24 protein-coding genes and 2 pseudogenes are annotated in these 19,276 nt (G+C 54.9%); 19 read left to right on the top strand and 7 right to left on the bottom strand.

Annotation, left to right across the window (positions count from 1 at the left end; all coding sequences use genetic code 11):
• Positions 1 to 31: 31 nt before the first annotated feature.
• A complete protein-coding gene (locus ACYZTR_RS11305) occupies positions 32 to 418 on the top strand; it encodes a low affinity iron permease family protein (protein WP_461978830.1) in 387 nt (128 codons plus the stop codon).
• A gap of 47 nt (positions 419 to 465) precedes the next feature.
• Here ACYZTR_RS11305 and ACYZTR_RS11300 read toward each other — a convergent pair.
• Positions 466 to 573: pseudogene (locus tag ACYZTR_RS11300) on the bottom strand (DUF2188 domain-containing protein); the annotation flags it as partial.
• Between the two features lie 202 nt (positions 574 to 775).
• On the opposite strand from ACYZTR_RS11300, the gene ACYZTR_RS11295 reads away from it, so the two are divergent.
• Positions 776 to 2,104, top strand: coding sequence for an SDR family oxidoreductase (locus ACYZTR_RS11295; RefSeq protein ID WP_461978828.1), 1,329 nt, complete (start codon positions 776 to 778; stop codon positions 2,102 to 2,104).
• A gap of 90 nt (positions 2,105 to 2,194) precedes the next feature.
• Here ACYZTR_RS11295 and ACYZTR_RS11290 read toward each other — a convergent pair whose 3' ends face one another.
• Together ACYZTR_RS11290 and ACYZTR_RS11285 are read right to left on the bottom strand one after the other, a co-directional pair.
• A complete protein-coding gene (locus ACYZTR_RS11290; RefSeq protein WP_461978826.1) occupies positions 2,195 to 2,560 on the bottom strand; it encodes a histone-like nucleoid-structuring protein, MvaT/MvaU family in 366 nt (121 codons plus the stop codon).
• Between the two features lie 445 nt (positions 2,561 to 3,005).
• Positions 3,006 to 3,242, bottom strand: a complete 237-nt coding sequence (locus ACYZTR_RS11285; RefSeq protein ID WP_461978824.1) for a hypothetical protein — start codon at positions 3,240 to 3,242, stop codon at positions 3,006 to 3,008.
• 279 nt (positions 3,243 to 3,521) lie between these two features.
• Between ACYZTR_RS11285 and napE the strand changes: the two genes are divergently transcribed.
• From napE to ACYZTR_RS11245, 8 genes are all read left to right on the top strand, one after another.
• Positions 3,522 to 3,689, top strand: a complete 168-nt coding sequence (napE, locus tag ACYZTR_RS11280; RefSeq protein ID WP_461978822.1) for a periplasmic nitrate reductase, NapE protein — start codon at positions 3,522 to 3,524, stop codon at positions 3,687 to 3,689.
• A 33-nt stretch (positions 3,690 to 3,722) separates the two neighbouring features.
• Entirely contained in the window at positions 3,723 to 3,983 is a 261-nt protein-coding gene (locus ACYZTR_RS11275; protein WP_461978820.1) for a chaperone NapD, read from the top strand.
• On the top strand, positions 3,980 to 6,484 hold the full coding sequence (napA, locus tag ACYZTR_RS11270) for a nitrate reductase catalytic subunit NapA (RefSeq protein WP_461978818.1): 2,505 nt from the start codon (positions 3,980 to 3,982) through the stop codon (positions 6,482 to 6,484). Before ACYZTR_RS11275 ends, napA begins: the two co-directional genes overlap by 4 nt.
• 11 nt (positions 6,485 to 6,495) lie before the next feature.
• On the top strand, positions 6,496 to 6,981 hold the full coding sequence (locus ACYZTR_RS11265) for a nitrate reductase cytochrome c-type subunit (protein ID WP_461978816.1): 486 nt from the start codon (positions 6,496 to 6,498) through the stop codon (positions 6,979 to 6,981).
• A 9-nt stretch (positions 6,982 to 6,990) separates the two neighbouring features.
• Positions 6,991 to 7,587 (top strand): cytochrome c3 family protein, encoded by a 597-nt coding sequence (locus ACYZTR_RS11260; protein WP_461978814.1) that lies wholly within the window; start codon positions 6,991 to 6,993, stop codon positions 7,585 to 7,587.
• A 713-nt stretch (positions 7,588 to 8,300) separates the two neighbouring features.
• On the top strand, positions 8,301 to 8,783 hold the full coding sequence (locus ACYZTR_RS11255; protein WP_461979656.1) for a LysR substrate-binding domain-containing protein: 483 nt from the start codon (positions 8,301 to 8,303) through the stop codon (positions 8,781 to 8,783).
• A gap of 308 nt (positions 8,784 to 9,091) precedes the next feature.
• On the top strand, positions 9,092 to 9,307 hold the full coding sequence (locus tag ACYZTR_RS11250) for a hypothetical protein (RefSeq protein WP_461979933.1): 216 nt from the start codon (positions 9,092 to 9,094) through the stop codon (positions 9,305 to 9,307).
• Between the two features lie 87 nt (positions 9,308 to 9,394).
• Positions 9,395 to 9,565 (top strand): hypothetical protein, encoded by a 171-nt coding sequence (locus ACYZTR_RS11245; RefSeq protein WP_461978812.1) that lies wholly within the window; start codon positions 9,395 to 9,397, stop codon positions 9,563 to 9,565.
• Positions 9,566 to 9,673: 108 nt separating this feature from the next.
• Here ACYZTR_RS11245 and yiaY read toward each other — a convergent pair whose 3' ends face one another.
• Positions 9,674 to 10,822 (bottom strand): L-threonine dehydrogenase, encoded by a 1,149-nt coding sequence (gene yiaY / locus ACYZTR_RS11240; RefSeq protein ID WP_461978810.1) that lies wholly within the window; start codon positions 10,820 to 10,822, stop codon positions 9,674 to 9,676.
• A 1,167-nt stretch (positions 10,823 to 11,989) separates the two neighbouring features.
• Here yiaY and ACYZTR_RS11235 point away from each other — a divergent pair.
• A complete protein-coding gene (locus ACYZTR_RS11235; protein ID WP_461978808.1) occupies positions 11,990 to 12,427 on the top strand; it encodes a GNAT family N-acetyltransferase in 438 nt (145 codons plus the stop codon).
• 268 nt (positions 12,428 to 12,695) lie between these two features.
• Here the strand turns inward: ACYZTR_RS11235 and ACYZTR_RS11230 are convergent, their stop codons facing one another.
• Entirely contained in the window at positions 12,696 to 13,250 is a 555-nt protein-coding gene (locus tag ACYZTR_RS11230) for a TetR/AcrR family transcriptional regulator (protein WP_461978806.1), read from the bottom strand.
• 126 nt (positions 13,251 to 13,376) lie between these two features.
• Between ACYZTR_RS11230 and ACYZTR_RS11225 the strand changes: the two genes are divergently transcribed.
• From ACYZTR_RS11225 to ACYZTR_RS11200, 6 genes are all read left to right on the top strand, one after another.
• Positions 13,377 to 13,997, top strand: coding sequence for a DJ-1/PfpI family protein (locus tag ACYZTR_RS11225; RefSeq protein WP_461978804.1), 621 nt, complete (start codon positions 13,377 to 13,379; stop codon positions 13,995 to 13,997).
• 261 nt (positions 13,998 to 14,258) lie between these two features.
• Positions 14,259 to 14,579 carry a DUF1330 domain-containing protein gene (locus ACYZTR_RS11220; RefSeq protein ID WP_461978802.1) on the top strand — a complete coding sequence of 107 codons (321 nt, stop codon included), beginning with the start codon at positions 14,259 to 14,261 and terminating at the stop codon, positions 14,577 to 14,579.
• Between the two features lie 102 nt (positions 14,580 to 14,681).
• The gene (locus ACYZTR_RS11215) at positions 14,682 to 15,227 is read left to right on the top strand and encodes a DUF2867 domain-containing protein (RefSeq protein WP_461978800.1); all 546 of its coding nucleotides are present in this window, start codon (positions 14,682 to 14,684) and stop codon (positions 15,225 to 15,227) included.
• Positions 15,228 to 15,379: 152 nt separating this feature from the next.
• Positions 15,380 to 15,727, top strand: coding sequence for a DUF6463 family protein (locus ACYZTR_RS11210; protein ID WP_461978798.1), 348 nt, complete (start codon positions 15,380 to 15,382; stop codon positions 15,725 to 15,727).
• A 118-nt stretch (positions 15,728 to 15,845) separates the two neighbouring features.
• Positions 15,846 to 16,574, top strand: coding sequence for a class I SAM-dependent methyltransferase (locus ACYZTR_RS11205; RefSeq protein WP_461978796.1), 729 nt, complete (start codon positions 15,846 to 15,848; stop codon positions 16,572 to 16,574).
• 213 nt (positions 16,575 to 16,787) lie between these two features.
• Positions 16,788 to 17,288 carry a GNAT family N-acetyltransferase gene (locus ACYZTR_RS11200; protein ID WP_461978794.1) on the top strand — a complete coding sequence of 167 codons (501 nt, stop codon included), beginning with the start codon at positions 16,788 to 16,790 and terminating at the stop codon, positions 17,286 to 17,288.
• Positions 17,289 to 17,546: 258 nt separating this feature from the next.
• On the opposite strand, the pseudogene ACYZTR_RS11195 reads toward ACYZTR_RS11200, so the two are convergent.
• Positions 17,547 to 17,741: pseudogene (locus ACYZTR_RS11195) on the bottom strand (AraC family transcriptional regulator); the annotation flags it as partial.
• 101 nt (positions 17,742 to 17,842) lie between these two features.
• Entirely contained in the window at positions 17,843 to 18,364 is a 522-nt protein-coding gene (locus ACYZTR_RS11190; protein WP_461978792.1) for a hypothetical protein, read from the bottom strand.
• Here ACYZTR_RS11190 and ACYZTR_RS11185 point away from each other — a divergent pair.
• Positions 18,353 to 18,481 carry a hypothetical protein gene (locus ACYZTR_RS11185; RefSeq protein WP_461979931.1) on the top strand — a complete coding sequence of 43 codons (129 nt, stop codon included), beginning with the start codon at positions 18,353 to 18,355 and terminating at the stop codon, positions 18,479 to 18,481. The two genes, ACYZTR_RS11190 and ACYZTR_RS11185, sit on opposite strands and share 12 nt — an antisense overlap.
• Before the next feature lie 319 nt (positions 18,482 to 18,800).
• Positions 18,801 to 19,229, top strand: a complete 429-nt coding sequence (locus tag ACYZTR_RS11180) for a nuclear transport factor 2 family protein (RefSeq protein ID WP_461978790.1) — start codon at positions 18,801 to 18,803, stop codon at positions 19,227 to 19,229.
• The last annotated feature ends 47 nt before the right edge of the window (positions 19,230 to 19,276 follow it).

Here is a 19,276-nt window from a genome sequence, read left to right as displayed (position 1 = left end):
CTATCAATCACCGAACCTAGAGCTCGCAATCATGAAATTCGCAAAATTCTGCCAAGCACTCTCCAATTGGGCAGGCAGCTCGAAGACGTTCCTCACGGCTATTTGTCTCATCATTGTGTGGGCACTGATGGGCCCCTATTTTCATTACAACGATACGTGGCAACTGATCATCAATACGTCGACGACGATCATCACGTTCTTGATGGTATTTCTGATCCAGAATACCCAGAACCGGGACAACGACATCTTACATTTGAAAATCGATGAGCTGATTCGAGCTACCAAGGAAGCGCAAAACGCCACCTTGTCCTTGGACAATATGGGCGCTAGAGAGCTAAGGAAACTGCGCAAGCAGTACAGCTCGCTCGGCGAGGCTGGTCAGGTCAATATCGATTCAAGTGAGGAGGATGCGGTGTGATCTGGCTCAGCCGCTCACGTTTACCGGCCAGCTAGATCGCGTCACGTTTAGCCCTTGGATTTTCGAGGGTCTGCCGCACGAGGGAATGTGCGTTCTTCCTGAATCGTCCCGTCTTCCTTGTAAATCTTCAGCGACGCTGTTTTCCCCTGCAGAAAGTCGCTGGCTATCGCGGTGATCTCCGCTCAATCAAGCGCGTCTGCAATGTGGTGATCGGTTGACATCTAGCACTTCAACGAGTTTGAAAAAATCGTAACCCGAGAGTCTTTGGTATGCCTATAAAGCCTTTCAGTCATCTCGATGGAACATTGGTTGCGGCCCATCCTCTATCGCAACACCAGCGAACCTGAGGATATGACCATGATCGACTCATCAACCGGCATGAAGCCAGGCGAGCGTTACGCCGTCGAGAGCCTCGAGCGCACACGAAATTTTCCTGGATTCTTTCTCGACGGAAAATATTACTTGGGCCCCGAATTAATGACCGCCGTCGGGTGGCTGGAAGGTCAGCAATTTTTGTATGACGAACTTGATCCAACAGGCGAACCGGTATTTCCAGATCGAGTCGCCGGCACCATCGAAGACCTGACGTTGATCCTGATTGATGGTGCACGTCTGAAACTGAACAAAGTGCGATACAACGCCCAAGTAGAGTTACCCTCATCAGAAGTTAAAGACCATCGTGATGTGCACCGCAGAGACACGACAAGCCCTCTCTATAACAAACTGGTGGTTATCACTGGGGCATCCAGCGGCATAGGCCGGGCGGCGGCTCATGCGTTCGCCAGTGAGGGCGCTCGCTTGGTGCTGGGTGCACGTGACGAAGCGGCACTCGCTGAAGTCGTCGACGAATGTGCTGCACGCGGTGCCACGGCCTTAGCAGTTCGCACCGATGTTACGAACAGCGGACAGATGCGAGCATTGGCAGATCAAGCTGCCGCGTTTGGCGGCGGATGCATCGAGATATGGATTAACAATGCAGGTGTCGGAGCGGTGGGCAGCTTCGAGGAAACACCTCTTGAAGCCCATGAGCAGGTGTTGCAAACAGATCTGCTCGGTTACCTGCGCGGCGCCTATGTGGCATGGCCATATTTCAAGGCGCAAAAACGCGGGATTCTGATCAATACCTTGTCCTTGGGGAGTTGGGTAGCGCAGCCTTACGCCGCAGCTTATTCGGCCAGTAAATATGGTTTGCGCGGTTTAAGCGAAGCGTTACGCGGAGAGTTGAATGGATACCCTGACATCCATGTGTGCGACATTTATCCAGCCGTTATGGACACGCCTGGATTTCGTGATGGCGGTAATTTCACTGGTCATGTGCTCAAGCCACCGCCACCCATCTATGATCCGCATCTCGTCGCCCAGGCAATGGTTGCCTGTGCGTTACGTCCAAGGCCCAACACCACTGTGGGAGTTGCCGCCACGATGGCCCGTCTGGCGCATTTCTTGGTACCTGGCTTCCCCCTCCTGTCAGGATGGTTGACTCGTTTGGGCCTGGAGCGTAGTCCGCAGTCCGCATCGTCCTCAGGCAACTTGTTTGCGCCGCCAAGCGGTGAACGCCGAATTGAAGGAGGATGGCGTGCAGCTAAGCACGGACCTTCCTTGCTGGTTCTAGTAAGCGCAACATTGTTGGTAGGCGGATGCCTCTACGCGCTTAATCGTCATGGACGGCGAGAGCGTTCCCGCTAGCAACTTGGGGTACGCCACTCATTAGAGAAGTTTGCCGTTACCACTGAACGTAAAAAAGGGCCCTGAGGGCCCTTTGTACTCAAACCAATTTCACTTGGTGAGCCAGGACTCTACCGTGTCCGAGCCGTATTTCGCTTTCCACTCTTTCAGTGTTTTGTGGTTGCCACCCTTGGTTTCAACCACCTCGCCGGACTCAGGATTTTTATAGACCTTCGTCTGGCGAGGCTTGCGAGAGCTGCTCTTCGACGGGGTCGCTGGTGCACGACGGCCGCCCTGTTGATCAAGAAGGCTAATCACATCTTTCAAGCTGTAGCCATACTTGGCAAGCAGATCACGAAGCTTCTTTTCGAATTCGATTTCCTGCTTGAGGCCAGTATCACCTTTCATGGTTTCGAGCGCTTGGAGCTGTTCTGCCAGGTGTTTTTCAAGCTGACGAAATTCTGCGAGCTTAGACATGGGCAATCTCTATGTGATCGATCCCCTAACGTTACACCAAAAACAGCGATGTGCATGAAGCGGTGACGAGAGAATGTTTGAAAAATCACAAATAAGGAATTTTGCTGCGATGACGCCGCTTTTGAGACTGATTTGTGGAACGGAATTGCGTGCGAAGGTGTCGTTTGTATTAGACACCTTGGTGTCGAATTCCTATTCAGATAGAGAGGTAGCTTTCATGAACAACATTATCTACATCGTCGGGGCAGTTGTGATCGTCCTCGTTATTTTGTCGTTTATCGGCCTTGTTTAGACTTCACTGCTGAGCACGTCACTGACGCATTCGTTTGATGCTAACGGCTTTCTCGACAGCGCCTCGTCGTTGAACTGATGGCAGCGCGACGTGAGGTAGAAGCAGCGAAAACATCTGGCGATCCTGCGCGCGTTGCTGGTCGCTGGCCTGGCATCAACTGGGTTGATCGACGACCTTAATCTGCGTCAGCCCTACCAGCTCAGCCTGCTCTAAAATTTCCTCCGGCGTCGCGTCCGCAGTGGGCATGATCAGGCTGTTCTCTCCATCCCCAAAATGCAGCTGTATCAGGTGCATCGCCGCCTCATGTACGGGCAGTTGAAGCTGCTTGAATTCGAACATGTGCGTGCGGGGCTCGCCGTTGAACAGGTATTCCAGGGTGTATTTGCGCATGGTGGGATCCTCGATAGGAGAAGTGCAGCTATGTATCCAGACTTAATAGTCGACTCCTAGTTCAAATGGGAAAGCCCCCTGTACTCGTCCTGCCGATGGTCGATCGCGTACGCCCAGAAGCCAACGTGAGGCACTCGATGAAATAAAAATGTAAGGCGTTATAACCTATATAACACCCAGGCATGGAAGAATCACCGCCGGTCGTTAAAAGCCCGCGCCAGCAAACTTGCGAAAACTTTGTGATCTAGTCTGAGTGCAAGTTCGGCAGGAGATTGCTCAATGCCATTGGTTGAAGAACACAAACCCGAGCGCCGCAAGGAGACCCGGCTGTTCCTTTTTCTTGTCGTCTGCCTCTTTCCGCTGCTGTCGGTTGCTATCGTCGGCGGTTACGGCTTTCTCGTGTGGTTTTTCCAGATGCTGTATGGCCCACCGGGACCCCCCAACTAATAGCCTTTTCCTGGGGCCTATTGGAGTCAGCACATGGACGAAGCCCTGCATATTGCCAGTCTCGTAGTACTTGCCCGGCCTGAATTATTCGACGCTGTTAAAGCCAACCTGCGCCTGTTGGACGGCCTGGAGCTGCATCAGGAAAGTGCTGCTGGGAAACTGGTGGTGGTCCTTGAGGCCGTACACGAAAACCAGATCCTTCAATGCATTGAACAGATCAACAACCTGCCGGGCGTACTCAACGCCGCGTTGATCTATCACGAACTCCTCGAACCCGAAGGAGACACCGAATGAGCATCACCCGTCGAGCATTCGTCAAGGCCCAGGCCGCCGCCATTGCGGCCGCCGCTGCAGGCCTGCCGATTGTGACCTCCGCCAGTAATCTGGTGACCGAAGCGGACATGGTCACCCTGGACTGGAACAAGGCGCCCTGCCGTTTCTGCGGCACCGGATGCAGCGTGATGGTCGCGACTCGAGACAACCGAGTGGTCGCCACCCATGGCGACGTCAAGGCAGAGGTCAACCGCGGACTGAACTGCGTGAAGGGCTATTTTCTATCGAAGATCATGTATGGCGTCGATCGCCTGACCCAACCGCTCTTGCGCATGACGAATGGCCAGTACGACAAGCAGGGCGAGTTCCAACCGATCAGTTGGGAGAAGGCCTTCGACATCATGGAAACGAAATTCAAGGACGCCTTGAAGAGCAAGGGTCCTGAATCAGTAGGCATGTTCGGTTCCGGGCAATGGACGGTGTGGGAAGGTTATGCCGCCAACAAGCTGATGAAGGCAGGCTTTCGCAGCAACAACATCGACCCCAACGCTCGGCATTGCATGGCCTCGGCGGCTATGGGGTTTATGCGCACATTTGGCATGGATGAGCCAATGGGTTGCTACGACGACATCGAAGCCACCGACGCTTTCGTACTCTGGGGCTCGAACATGGCCGAGATGCACCCGGTGCTCTGGAGCAGGGTCACCGACCGGCGCCTGAGCCAGCCTCACGTGAAAGTAGCGGTGCTGTCCACCTTTGAACACCGCAGTTTCGAACTGGCCGACATCCCCATGGTGTTCAAGCCGCAAACCGATCTGATGATCCTTAACTACATCGCCAATCATATTATTGAAAGCGGCGCGGTGAATCAGGATTTCATCAGCAAGCACACCCGGTTTGCCAAAGGCGCTGAAGATATCGGGTACGGCCTGCGCCCTGACGATCCACGGGAAATGAAAGCGAAAAATGCGGACAAGGCCAATACCTGGACGGATATTTCCTTCGAACAGTACGCCGCCTTTGTCAAACCCTACACCCTGGAGCGAACCGCCAAGGAGACGGGTGTCCCGGCTGAACGGCTGAAAAACCTGGCCGAGTTGTATGCTGATCCCAAGCGCAAGATCGTGTCATTCTGGACCATGGGCTTCAACCAGCACACTCGCGGCGTCTGGGCCAATAACCTGATTTACAACATCCATCTACTGACCGGCAAAATCAGCGAGCCGGGCAACAGCCCCTTCTCGTTGACCGGCCAGCCGTCAGCGTGCGGTACGGCACGCGAGGTCGGGACCTTCTCCCACCGCTTACCCGCCGATCTGGTCGTGACCAACCCCAAGCACCGTGCCACCGCCGAAAAAATCTGGAAGCTGCCCGCCGGCACCATTCAGGAAAAACCCGGCTTCCATGCAGTAGAACAGAGCCGCATGCTCAAGGACGGCGTGCTCAACGTCTACTGGACCCAGGCCAGCAACAACATGCACGCCGGGCCGAACATCATGCAGGAAGTCCTGCCGGGTTGGCGCAATCCGGATAACTTCGTGATTGTCTCCGATGTCTACCCCACCGTTTCCGCCCAGGCCGCCGACCTGATCCTGCCCTGCGCCATGTGGGTTGAGAAGGAAGGGGCGTTTGGCAACGCCGAACGGCGTACGCAATTCTGGCATCAGTTGGTGACTGCGCCGGGGGACGCCAAGTCGGACCTGTGGCAGTTGCTGGAGTTTTCCAAGCGTTTCACCACCGATGAAACCTGGCCCGCCGAATTACTGGCCAAGTCGCCTGAACACAAGGGCAAGACCCTGTTCGAGGTGCTGTTCAAGAATGGCCAGGTTGATCAGTTCCCCGTCGAGCAAATGGAAGCCGGCTACAAAAACGATGAAGCCAAGGCCTTTGGCTTCTACCTGCAAAAAGGTTTGTTCGAGGAGTACGCTCAATTCGGCCGCGGCCACGGCCATGACCTTGCTACGTTCGACCGTTACCACAGCGAACGAGGCCTGCGCTGGCCGGTGGTAGATGGCAAAGAAACCCTCTGGCGTTACCGCGAAGGGCTGGACCCCTACGTGGAGAAAGGCAGCGAGGTGCAGTTTTACGGATACCCGGACAAGAAGGCGATTATCTTCGCCCTCCCCTATGAACCGCCGGCCGAAGCCCCGGACGCCGAATACCCGTTCTGGCTGAGCACCGGACGCGTCCTCGAACACTGGCACACCGGTACCATGACCCAACGCGTCGAGGAACTTTACAAAGCGGTGCCTGACGCGCTGGTCTACATGCACCCCGAAGATGCGAAAGCATTGAAGGCACGGCGAGGCAGTGAAGTGAAGTTGATCAGCCGACGCGGTGAAATCCGAGCGCGCATCGAAACTCGCGGCCGCAACAAACCCCCTCAGGGGTTGGTGTTCGTACCGTTCTTCGATGCCAACAAGCTGATCAACAAGGTCACGCTCGATGCCACCGACCCGATCTCCAAGCAGACCGATTACAAAAAATGCGCGATCCGAATTGAGTTGGTCAGCGTGGCCTGAGGAGAACCGTCATGCCTTTTCGAATCTTGCCGTTGCTCCTGCTCGCTGTGATGGGCGTGGTGATCGCTGCGCAAGTCAACTACCCGCTCGATGCGTCAGGGCCGGACGGGCGCCGGCCCGGTGGAACCTTGACCCAGAGCATGCCGGCCCCGCCCATCGCCAATGAAGAAAACAAGGATCTCAAGCGAGAACGCAATTACCCCGACCAGCCGCCCACCATCCCCCACAGCATTCGCGGTTATCAGATCGACATGAACGGCAACAAATGTCTGTCCTGTCACAGCCGGGCCAACAGCGCACGGACCCAGGCAACGATGATCAGCATCACTCACTACATGGACCGCGATGGCCAGGCACTGGCGGCGGTGTCACCGCGTCGGTACTTCTGTAACCAATGCCACGTGCCGCAAACAGACGTGCTACCCCTCGTGGGGAACAGCTTCGAGACCATCGACAAAATATTGCAAGACGACGCCAACGCCGCGCAGAAACCTTGAGGAGGCAACATGAAAGCACTGTTCGCCCTGCTCAAGGATTACTGGGGCATTCTGCGTCGTCCAAGCCTCTACTACAGCCTGGGCTTTCTGACGCTTGGGGGCTTTATCGCCGGGATCATTTTCTGGGGCGGTTTCAACACCGCGCTCGAGCTGAGCAATACCGAGGAGTTCTGCATTTCCTGCCATGAAATGCGTGACAACGTATTCGTCGAGCTGAAGGATACGATTCACTACACCAACCGTTCCGGCGTACGCGCCAGCTGCCCTGATTGCCACGTGCCCCACGAATGGACACACAAGATCGCGCGCAAGATGCAAGCTTCAAAGGAAGTCTGGGGGAAGATTTTCGGCACCATCGATACCCGCGACAAGTTCCTCATCCTGCGCCGCGAACTGGCCGAACACGAGTGGGCCAGGCTTAAGGCCAACGACTCTCGCGAATGTCGCAACTGCCATAACTTCGAGTTCATGGACTTCACCCGCCAGAGCAAGCGCGCTTCTGCCATGCACTCGACGTCTCTGGCCAAAGGTGAGGCCACCTGCATCGACTGCCACAAAGGCATCGCTCACAAGCTGCCCGATATGAGCGGAGTAAAAGGCTGGTAAGGATGCAGTGATGAGCCGAATGCAGACCTGCCTAAAGGCCTGCTAGCAACCTGGTAGTTGTGATCGTAGGCGAGAATTTTCAATGTATTGATCGCAGCAAGCCGCGATGAGCATAAAAGCACGTGCCAGTTTTTTTCGACTAACGTGAACAATCAACCCGTCGCTGACCAAAGGCATGAACGTTTACGTTGAAGGTACCGGTAGCGAAGCACGGGTAGCGCCCCAGAGCTAGGTATCAGGACAGGCAAGGCAGCGTTTGATTTATTAGTCGCTGGCTTGCCCTGTAATTCCCATCCTGCCGATACATCAACCCGTCACGGGCGCTGTCTCTGATGTCTTTCTCAATATCACCTTCGGCATGGGCAATGCCGGGATGAGAAATCAGACCGGCAGTTAAAAGTGATGCGGTTACAACTGACGATCTTCTTTGTGCCGTTCCTTATCCAGTCCTTAAGTGTATTTATCGATGTCTTTTCCATCGCGATACCACCGAAAAGCTGCGCGCGACGCTCAGCCACGATTCGTATCCGTCACGTTCGGCCTCAGTGCCCGCGACGAAAAGACAGCCGTCGTTGCGCCATCCAAGGTCGGTCTGGCGTTCGTGCACAAGCGAGCGCCAGATTTCGATGCTGGCTTACATCAGCGGCACTTCGGCTTCGTCACGCGATTGCTGGCGAACAAGACCCCACGCGCGAGACGATTGCTGACCGGCGATCGCCTTCTATCGCCTGCATCCGGAGGTGACCGTCAGTGTCGACACGGTGTATCACCGTTTTCCAGACTTTGCGTTTGAATCGATCGACGCCATGATCGCGTACGGCACAGCCACATGGCCCGACTTCGAAGCACTGGAACTGTGGGAAGAACAACTGATTCCGGTGTGCTCGCCGGCATTGCTCGCCGGGACAACCCCGGAAGAAGTACTCAAGACCGCTCGGCTTGTGGACGCAAGCATGGATCGCCTGGACTGGCGCCGATGGGAAGAATACTACCCAGGTTCAACCGGCCCCGATAACGCACATCTGACGTTTGATACGCTGGAGTCCGCCATCGTCGCCGTGAAATGTAGTCAGGGCATAGCGCTTGTCGACCCGTTCTCACATGCGATGAGTTGCTCGCTCAGCAACTGGTGCGAGTGCATTCTGGCAGCATCATTACCGGCGGACGCTACACGCTGGTCTATCCAAAGCGGGTGAAGCGCTCAAGCGGCTTTTCCGAGTTCCTCGACTGGCTGGAGCAAGAGCGGCCGATGCCGGGTGCCAGTGCGATGAATTGAGTCGCCTTTTCCAGGCAGACTTGAACGGCTGCTGGCCAATCCAGGGACAGAGCTTAATGTGCTGGCAGGGAGATGCACCCCAAACAGTTTTTTCATCTCGGACTGGATATAGCCGACGTATTCTTCTTTATGATCCACCACTAACACTTGTATTTTGACGACATTCTCGGCGCTGGCGCCTGACGCCTTGATTAGCCGCTACGCTTGATCGCTTTAGGCATTAAGGAGATGTCGGGCTGCTTCGATTGGCCAGCTAGCTGTGCCTGGAGCTTGCTTCGGCCGGGAAAGCATGCGTTCGTTATTGGGCTCGAAGAGCAAAACGAGGTCAACCAGCACTTGGATCTGCAGATCAACGCCAACAACTTCTTCGACCGCAAGTACTACTCGTCCATCTCCAATTCCGTGAGCTATGGTGGCGACACCTACGGTTCCCCCGCAACCTGATGCTGACCGCCAAGTACAGCTTCTAAGTTGTCCAGGCGCAGGGATGCGCCGCGCCGTTGGTGCTTAAGCTGAACACCGAGAATTCCTATGAAGCCTGATATTGTTCGTCGTGATGGCATGGTCGGAGATTACATCAGCGCACTGTTTGGTGGGCGCGCAGGCCATGACACAGTCATGGACACTCTTATGATCACCATCACCATTACCATCACCATCACCATCACCATTACGGTCAGGCTGAATTACTTTCCGATTTGAGCGGCATAGAGGAAAGACGATTCGGTTCAATTTCAGCGCTTTTAAAAAAAGCCCCGCACTTCAACCGAAGGCGGGGCTTTTGATCTGGCTGGCGTCACTTCACATCGGTTACATCGCGGTATGGAAAATCCGCTCGATCTCGTCTTGATTAGCAGGACGCGGATTGGTAAAGCCGCAGGCATCCTTCATGGCATTGGTTGCCAGGATCGGGATATCGTCGGCCTTGGCGCCCAGTTCGGCGAGGCCGCTCGGAATACCGACATCCGAAGACAATTTACGGATGGCGGTGATAGCCGCGGCGGCGCCTTTTTCCGCATCCAGATGCTGAGTGTCGACACCCATGGCGTTGGCGATGTCTTTAAACCGGGCCGGGCATACGCTGGCGTTGAAGCTGGCGACATGGGGCAGCAGGATCGCATTACAGACGCCGTGGGGCAGATCGTAGAACCCTCCCAGCTGGTGCGCCATGGCGTGGACATAGCCCAGCGAAGCATTGTTGAAGGCCATGCCGGCAAGAAATTGCGCGTAGGCCATATTTTCCCGGGCGGTCATATCGTCACCCTGGGCAACGGCAGTGCGCAGGTTGGCCGAGATCAATTCCACGGCCTTGAGTGCACAGGCATCGGTGATCGGCGTTGCCGCAGTCGACACGTAGGCTTCGATAGCGTGGGTCAGCGCGTCCATGCCGGTGGCGGCGGTCAGGCCTTTGGGCATGCCTGCCATCAGCGAAGGATCGTTGACCGACAACAGTGGGGTGACGTTACGGTCGACGATGGCCATTTTCACGTGCCGGACTTCGTCGGTAATGATGCAAAAACGGGTCATTTCACTCGCCGTGCCAGCGGTGGTATTGATCGCGATCAACGGCATCTGTGGCTTGGCGGATTGATCCACGCCTTCGTAATCACTGATGTGCCCGCCGTTGGCGGCGCACAGGGCAATGCCTTTGGCGCAGTCATGGGGTGAACCGCCGCCCAGGGAAATAATGAAATCACAGTCGCTGCGACCAAGCAGTTCAAGGCCTTTCTCGACATTGCTGACCGTCGGATTCGGTTTGGCGCCATCAAACAGGGTGGAGTTGATGTCCTGCTGGGACAGAAGGCAGGCTACCTTGGCGGCCACGCCGGCTTTGGCCAGGCCTGCATCAGTGACGATCAAGGCTTTACGGAAACCATATTTGCGGATTGCGAGCATCGCTTCGTCGAGACTGCCAATGCCCATCATGTTCACGGATGGAATGAAGAAGGTGCTGCTCATGATAAATCCTCTTTTATTCTGGAAACCCGGAAATCAGGTGAGGTCTTCTACTCATATCGCAGGCTGTGAGGCTCGTCTGATTGTCATCATTGACGAAGTTCAGCGGGAGACGGTGCTGCATCAAGTGTTCAGGCGAACAGTGTTTTAAGATGCAGAGGTGGATGGGCCATCGCAGCCGGTATCTTTTGATCATGGGATTAACCCTAAACCTATGGCGCCAGACTGGAATGGTCCTTTAGCTTTCATTGGCACCTCCTTTAGTACTGGGAGGTAATGCGCCCCGACAAGGCCGACGCGAGACTTGTGGGAGCCGGGCTTGCCCCAATGCCAGTCAGTTAAGGATATTCAGGTGAACTTCAGGTGAACTTCACACCTGTGGCGAGGGAGCTGACCGTAGTGGTAAAAGTCGCTTAGCGAGACAGTGGACGCGACAACTATCTTGAAAAACGCCGCTCTAGACAGTGCTGTTGAGCGCTAATGCTTAATTCAGCCTGGACGAAAGCTGTGAGGATTCTACTGAGAGCCAGTCGTTTTGTAGGGGAAATTTAAAGGATGATGACTCAATCTAGATGAGTTTCAGCCCATACTCCAGCCCATACCTTGGCCCCTGGCTTTCCGTGGTTGTACGCGGAACACAAAAGACAAAAAACTTCATAACTGACTGTTTTTAAAGTTATTTTACGCTCCAAATTGAACCTTAATGGACGTCAATGAACATCAAAATAAAAGACATCGCCTCCGCCATCTTTATACGACAAAGTCCTGATTATTCGGGGCTTTGTCGTTTCTGGGGTACGCGACTTCTGTTGCACCACCTCTGTGTCATTTCCGCATCTTTTCGGTCGCTTCCGCAACCCCTACCCTACGACGCCACCTCTCCGACCAAATCAAGCAGCTCAATCTAAATGTGACAAATGAATCTGAGGGTGTTTCGAAAGGCAGCTTTCGGCCACAAGCAGACCATGGACACGCAGCTAATACGTCAGTAATGTGCAAAAAAATATGCCGCTTTCCCCCTTCTTGATGTCGCGTTTACCGACTCGATTTTTTGATTGTTCAAGGGATTACGCATGAACATGGAATATTATGCGACATCGCATGTCGCAAAATTAATTGTTATGCCAAAAGCCGTACGGCAACTCAAAGTTGAATGATCGGAGCAATAAAGTGGAAATCAAGATTGATATATTGGATTCTCCAACAGAAAAGGATCAAGGAGTTCTGAATAATAGGTTTTCAGAATATCTTCGAATTCAATATCCAAGTCTACCGCCAGAATCGGAAGATAAAATATTTATGGTGGTTGCACACGATGAAGTAGGCGACTACATCGGTGCAATAAGCTGTAATTGTTACTGGGATGGCTTAGAAATTGATACCTTTTGGGTTAAGGAATCTCATCGCGGTAGAAAAGTCGGTTCTATGCTATTGGAAAAAGCAGAAACGATTGGCGCCAACAATGGGGCAGTAGTTGCATTCTTAAAAACCGTTGATGCTAAACAGTTCTATGAGCAGCATGGGTATGAGATTTATGGTGTTCTTGAGGATCGACCCATCGGGACTAACCTGTATCATTTAAAGAAACGGCTAGTAAAACATGCATAACAACTGGTTCAAACCGTTCGCCTCGCTCACTGGGACGGGCTAAAGCCCGCCCCTTAACCAAATGCTGGTCAGCGTCCGCATTGGGTCGTCAAATGCCCTTCATGAAAAGCAGCAATCGGCCAGAAGCGGTCATCGAGTGACTACGAAATTAGGGGCGATTCAGTCTGTAACTCGGGCGATGAAAGACTACACCGCTTTCTCTTGTACTGACCCAGGCTAGGCAGGCACGCGACCTCTATTTATTCAGTTACCCAATTTAGTTCATGACTTAGGCCCGCCACGGTGGAAGAGCCCCTTCGAAAAGTGAAAAGGCTCGATGCAGGAAACTGTTGAAGCGAGCGGCATCACGCCGCAGCCCTGCCTGTTGACCTCCAATCAGGCACAGATGGGCCACCAGACCAATTACTTCTGCTTCGCCTGGCATATGGACCAAGCGGCGGCACGTCCGTATCGCGAAGTCCAGTCGTCTTGTGTCAACACGCTGCTGAAACTCGCCTACCAACGGATCGTGCAGCGACCAGGCTCGGATGGAAACCTCCCGCCCAGGTTGTTTCTCAGCGGCAATACTCAAGTAGCGTTTCAAGATTTCGCCCGCGCTACGACCCTGCGCCGCATAAGCGAGCATGCGCTCCGTGTAGTCGTCTTCCCAAGCGGCCAGCAAGGTGCGGACAAAGTCTTCGCGATTGCGGAAATGGTGATAGAACGATCCGCGGGTCACATTCAATCGGCGCGATAGACTCTCGGCCGAAACGCCAATATGCCCTATTTGGTCGAGGGCCTCAAAACCAGCCGCGATCCAATGGTTACGAGTTAGTTTTCTCACCAGTTATTTCGCTCCATATTTAGCGCCATACAGACTGTGTATGGTGCGCAACCGATTGATACGCTGCGAACACCAGCAAAGATGGCCGTTGCGTTTTGCACGCCAGCACTTTTCATGGAGCTCGCCTTGAAGAAAATCGTTCTGGTTGCTTTCGACCAATTCACTGATATCGACCTCTTCCTGATGTGGGACATTTTAGGCCGCAACACTGAGGACTGGCACGTCCGAATATTGGGTTCTAGCTCTATCGTGCGATCGGCGCACGGCCTGCCTGTTTCGGTGCACGGTCCGCTTTCCGAGGCCAATAACGCCGACGCGGTACTGTTCGTCAGCGGCAAGGAAGGGATACCCGCCGCACTTGCCGCTCCAGATTTCCTGCCGTCGTTTGAACTTGATCCCAGACGCCAGCGAATCGGCTCCATATGCGCCGGAGCCTTCATTCTCGAACGGCTTGGGCTGCTCAGCGGCCAAGCAACTACACACCCGGATGCACGATCGAGCTTGCAAGCTCTGGGACTTGAGCCCGTGGACCAGCCTCTTGTATGCCAGGGGAACATTGCAACCGCTGGCGGATGCCTTTCGGCGCTCTATCTGGTGGGATGGTTGGTTGAATCCTGGTTCGATGTCGACAAGCGCCGTGCGACGTTGCTCCCTGTTCTGCCAGCTGGGCAGCAAGAGCTCTATGATGCCTTGATCGGGCTCAGTATCCGACAAGGAGAAGTTGGCGCCTCAACAACATCCACTTAATTCATGCTGTTCCTTCGGAAGCTTTGATCGCTCAGCGGGCTCTGGACCTCATCAAGGTGTGGACATTGGTTATCCGGACGGCATCGCCACGATCCATGCGAGCTCCGCTCCTGATGCGCTAGTGCCTGGAACCTGAAGTTGCCGTGAACCCCACACTTAATCGTTAGGCGTCACGCAGCCGTCCCATTATCCTGCAGCGGCTAGGTTCCTCGACGAAATGACAAAACCAAGTTACTAACACGACGAGTCAAGGATAAATTGATGAGCGCATATCTGGTTGCCAACTTCGAACTCACGAAGCCGGAAGGCTTTAAATCTTATGTCCCCGCCGTCTTTCCGACGCTTGAAGCGCACGGCGCAGAAATACTCGTAGCCGATTACGAATCGGAACCGTTAGAGGGTGAGCCAGGCTCGATGACGGTCGTTATTCGATTCAAATCAAAGGAAGCGCTTAATAGTTGGTACCACTCACCCGAGTACCAAAAGATCATTCATCTCCGCACAGACAACTCAAAAGGAATTGCTGTTACGGTGGAAGAATTGGACTTAGAGAAGAATCTCCGTCTGCTGGAAACGATGTGAATGACGCCTAACCAGCCGTTGGAGCGGGCGCCTCCGCGCTACGCGCTCCGGCGCCGCTCAACGGCGCGTTAGACCTCAGAACCCAACCACTGGACCGCACACATGTCAACCCAACAGCATCGCGCAACGCCGGTATCGCTTCCTCCGGAGTCGGCAATTGCCAGAGCCTACGCATCGACGAATCTTGCTGATGCTTACTCAATCGAGCTTCCGCCCGGAGCGTCGACCAATCCCGAACTGTTGGCGAGGTTCATCTTCTCCCAACAAGCACCGTGGGTCAGCAGCCTCATGGCAGTCCGAGATGCGGTGGTCGGCAGATTCGGCCTCAAAACTGCCAAGCAACTTGCGTCACTTGGTGCGGAGAGCAAGACAGGCCGCGTCGGCATCTTCAGGATCTATGGCACAAGTCCGACCGAAGTTATCCTTGGAGAAGACGACAAGCACCTGGACTTCAGGCTCTCCGTCCTCTGTTCCAATCAGCCGTCGGCGGGAGGCAAACGTCACCTGACTCTGTCAACCGTGGTCCATTGCCACAACCGCCTGGGTCGTCTCTATATTCTTGTCATCGCCCCGTTCCACCGCTTGGTCGTTCAATCCAATCTCCGTCGTGCCGCACGAATCGGTTGGCCAATGGCCACGGAGGCGTGAGCAAAACTCCCAGTCGCCATGCGCAGCCCACTGAGGTCTAACCAGTCGTTCGAGCGGGACGCGCCATCTGCGGGCTTCGCCCGCTTCATGCGCGCCCCTCAACTCGGTCGTTAGGCCCACTCATTCCACCTTACCGTTACGGAGCATAAGACATGTCAAACATCGTCGCATGGACCCTGTTCGCCTTGGGCGTCTTCCATATTCCATTCGGTATTATCAAGTTCAAAACAGCATTCGCTGAAGCCGTGAGCGCCGGCTTCGTCGACCAGTTCAGAGCGCATGAAGTTCGGCGTACTGCACTCTGGTTTACCATTTTGGGGCCGCTTTTCATGCTCGCCGGGCACGCAGCCATTCATGCCGTAGCAGTTGGCGACCTCGCACTACTCAAAATCGTTGGCATCTACGTGCTCATCACCTCAATCATTTGCGTCATTGCCGTTCCAAAATCAGGGTTCTGGGCAACGCTCCTGGTCTCTCCGCTACTCATCGCGGCGGGGTAAGGCTTGCTTCCTTAAGCGCATCAATACCTAACAAACGGTTCAAATCGCTCGCTCCGCTCACTGGGACCGCGTACCGCGGCCCCTTAACCTGAACGTTAGACGCTTGGAACCCACATTCATGGCCACCGTCGCTGATCACTACGAGACCCACCTCGCTCCTGTCTACCTGTGGATGGCCGGCGGCTTTGATGCCGCCGTATCTCGGGGCGAAGCCGAGATCGAAGCCGTTCTCCCAAATCTAGCCAGTGGAACCACCGCCGTTGATCTCGGCGCGGGCTTCGGCATGCACGCCATTCCATTGGCTCGCCGCGGCTGCTCAGTGGTCGCCGTGGACACATCCTCTATCCTGCTTGACGAGCTGCGGGTGCACGCTGAAGCGCTGCCCGTCAGAGCGGTCGAGGATGACCTCTTGTCATTTCAGCGCCACCTCGACGCAAAGGCAAATCTAATCTTGTGCATGGGAGACACGTTGACTCACCTGCCAGAACTGGCGTCCGTCGAGAAGCTGTTCTCTCTTGCTGCGCAATCGTTGCGGTCGGGTGGTAAGTTCATCGCCACGTTCCGAGACTACACCTCTCCACTTGTTGGCCAAGGGCGCTTTGTCTCCGTAAAGAGCGACACCGATCGAATCTTGACCTGCTTTCTTGAGTACGAACCCTATTACGTCAATGTGCACGATGTGCTCCATGAACGAATTGCTTCTACTTGGCGGCTACGGGTCAGCGCCTATCGGAAGCTCAGGCTTTCGCCAGAGTGGGTATCCACGGCACTTCAGGCGAACGGCTTTTCCGTTCACGTCGAGCCAGGGCTTGGAGGTAGGGTCCGTGTTGTCGCAACAAGCGTCTAACCATTCGTTCCAGCGGACGGCCTTCGGCCGCCGCTGAACTCAAACGTTAGCTGCCTGCACCAAAAGGGAAAAGGGGACTGACTTATTTTCTTACTCTGAATGTCAGCTTTGGGTCGCTAGCAGCCATTCAAGACAGGTAGCTTTCGGCCAAGAGCGGACCGTTGTTCCACTGCACAATTATCCAAGTAGTTCTTCCAGAAAGGGGAGCGACTCATGAAGCCTGTCAAAATTCGTACACTACAAAGTAATGATGCTGAGGCGTTGCTGACTTTTGAACTGGACAATCGCGAATGGTTCGAGCGCTACATTGACGCGCGCGCTTCTGCTTTTTACTCGGTGCAGGGCGTCACCGACCACATTGCGGCTTATTTATCTGATTATGCCGCCGGAGCCTGGCACCCATTTGTCATCGAAGATCCTAATGGAAAAATAATGGGTCGAGCGAACCTGAAAGGCATCGACATGCCCGAGCGGTCGGCAGAAGTCGGCTATCGGATTGCTCAAAGTGCTTGCGGACGGGGACTGGCAACGCTGGCGGTGAGGCATCTGATCCAGGAGGCGCAGTCGCATTGGAACCTTAAACAACTGGTTGCCAACGTCTACGCTGGAAATATCGGCTCGGCAAAAGTACTCAAACGGTGTGGCTTCTTGATCGAACCTATATCTCGGCAAGAAGGGACAGAGCACGAGTATCGGTTTAGCCTTTCGATTTAGATGAGTGAATGACTGGCCAATATGAATCGTCCAGGTTCGGTGCTTCCGCTTGGCCGTCTATATTGGGTCGAAAGCCGCCTTTCCAATGCCCGGACTCACGCCTTCTCACCGCTCAGCATTCTCAAAGAGCCACAGCAACCAAACCAGACCCACAGTGCGACCGCCGCAATTGATGCACCGATTCCGAGGACCAGGGGTGGTGTGTGATTGCCCCTCGAACCGGGCGATGCTCTGGCCGTTGACAAGGAGCAACTGGCAGAAAATCAGACTGGGCTGAGTAAGCAGCAAGTCCTTCCGATCGGGCCCCAGCAACGTGACGGAACCCGCCTGCAGCAGTTGAATATGACCGCGCTGGTCAGCGCCATCGCATAAGGCCATGCCGCAAAGCTTGCCGTTGTAAAACAGGTTTGCGCGCACGCCGAACTGCGACAACAACGTAGACAAGCGATCCATAGGCAATCTCCGGCGCGTTGGGGCGTCAGTTGCAACAACGCTTTCCAACCCGACAAAAACACGATGCCGTGATTTCCACATCAGCGCGGGCCATTGCCAGATCAAGTCGCGTCTGGGCAGCGGCTGCCTCGGCGTCCCGACCCAGTCGTTTCAGGCATTCCACATAACCGTGCAGGCTCCACACATTGTCCAGATGCCAGGACGCACGGCTGAGTGTGTTGTCCAGTCCCAGATCGGCCCGATAGGCCAAGCGTGTCGGCGCCCGCCGCCGGTTCACCGGTTTTCAGGTCCCACAATTGCCAGGGTGTGCGGTCGATCATCGCTTCGGCAAACAGCGCTGTGACGTCGGGATCGTCGGGAAAGGTTTTGTAGACATCGCGCATGGACGCCGCATAGGCATCGTTCCAGGTGAAGAGTTGCTCAAGGCTGGTCGCCTGACCGGCCTGGTAGCGTTGTTCCAGAGCACGGATCAGCGCTTGTTCCACCGGTGTTGCGCCGTCGAGAGGTGCCAGCGCGGCTTGCGTCGCCAGCCGGGCCTGAGCCACGGCCTCTTTCAACTCCTGTTCAATGGACGACAGGATGATCATTGCCGGCGTGTGGAGCACACCATCATGAAACGCCAAATCCTCCTAAGCATCGCTTTCTCGGTGTTTGCAGTGAACGTTTTCGCCGTTACCCCTGCTCACCCGGTTGTCGCTGAAGGTGGCTCGGATCGCCTGATCAACTACCGCGCTGCATAAATGAATAGCTTTACCGCAGTACTCAACGAAAAGCCCGGCCTGACAAGCCGGGCTTTTTCGTGAACAAAATAAATCAATCCCCCACTTAATGCCTCTGCCACACCTGTGATACATAACACCTGATTGCGAGTCCCGTACCCAATGAGGTTTGCCGATGCGCCGTTCCCCACGCTTACCGCAACTGCTGACCTGCGCCGTCCTCGGTTTTCTCGCCTGCAGCGCACAAGCCCGCGCGCCCTCCCCGGCGCCCGATAGCTTGCAACCAAATCCGGAGCAACACTGAAGCGTTTGCAAAACAATAAAAATACAGGAGTTGAAAATGTCTGAACTGAAATTGCATCCCAAAGCCGCAGAATCCCTGAACCATTGGCATGAAATGATCAGCAAGGGTGACTTGAGCGCCTTGCCCGGTTTGTTGGACCCACAGGCGATATTTCGCTCGCCGATGGCTCACACGCCTTACCCGGGAGCGGCCGTGGTATCGATGATTCTTAACACGGTCATCGAGGTATTTGAGGATTTTGTCTACCACCGGGAGCTGTCGACGGCCGACGGGTTGAACGTCATCCTGGAATTCAGCGCCAACGTCGGCGGAAAAGAGCTGAAGGGCATCGACATGATCCGCTTCAACGAACAAGGAAAAATCATTGAGTTTGAGGTGATGGTCCGTCCCTTGAGTGGCCTGCAAGCCTTGGGCGAGCAAATGGGGCAACGCCTTGGCGCTTACCTGGCGGCCAGCAAAGCCTGATGACCCCGGCGTGGTGTCAAATAGAACGCATAAAGCCGCGCAACGAG

The sequence above is a fragment of the Pseudomonas sp. Hz4 genome (assembly GCF_054898165.1).
The sequence above is the reverse complement of the archived record's forward strand: the minus strand, read 5'-3'. Positions and strand labels throughout refer to the sequence as shown.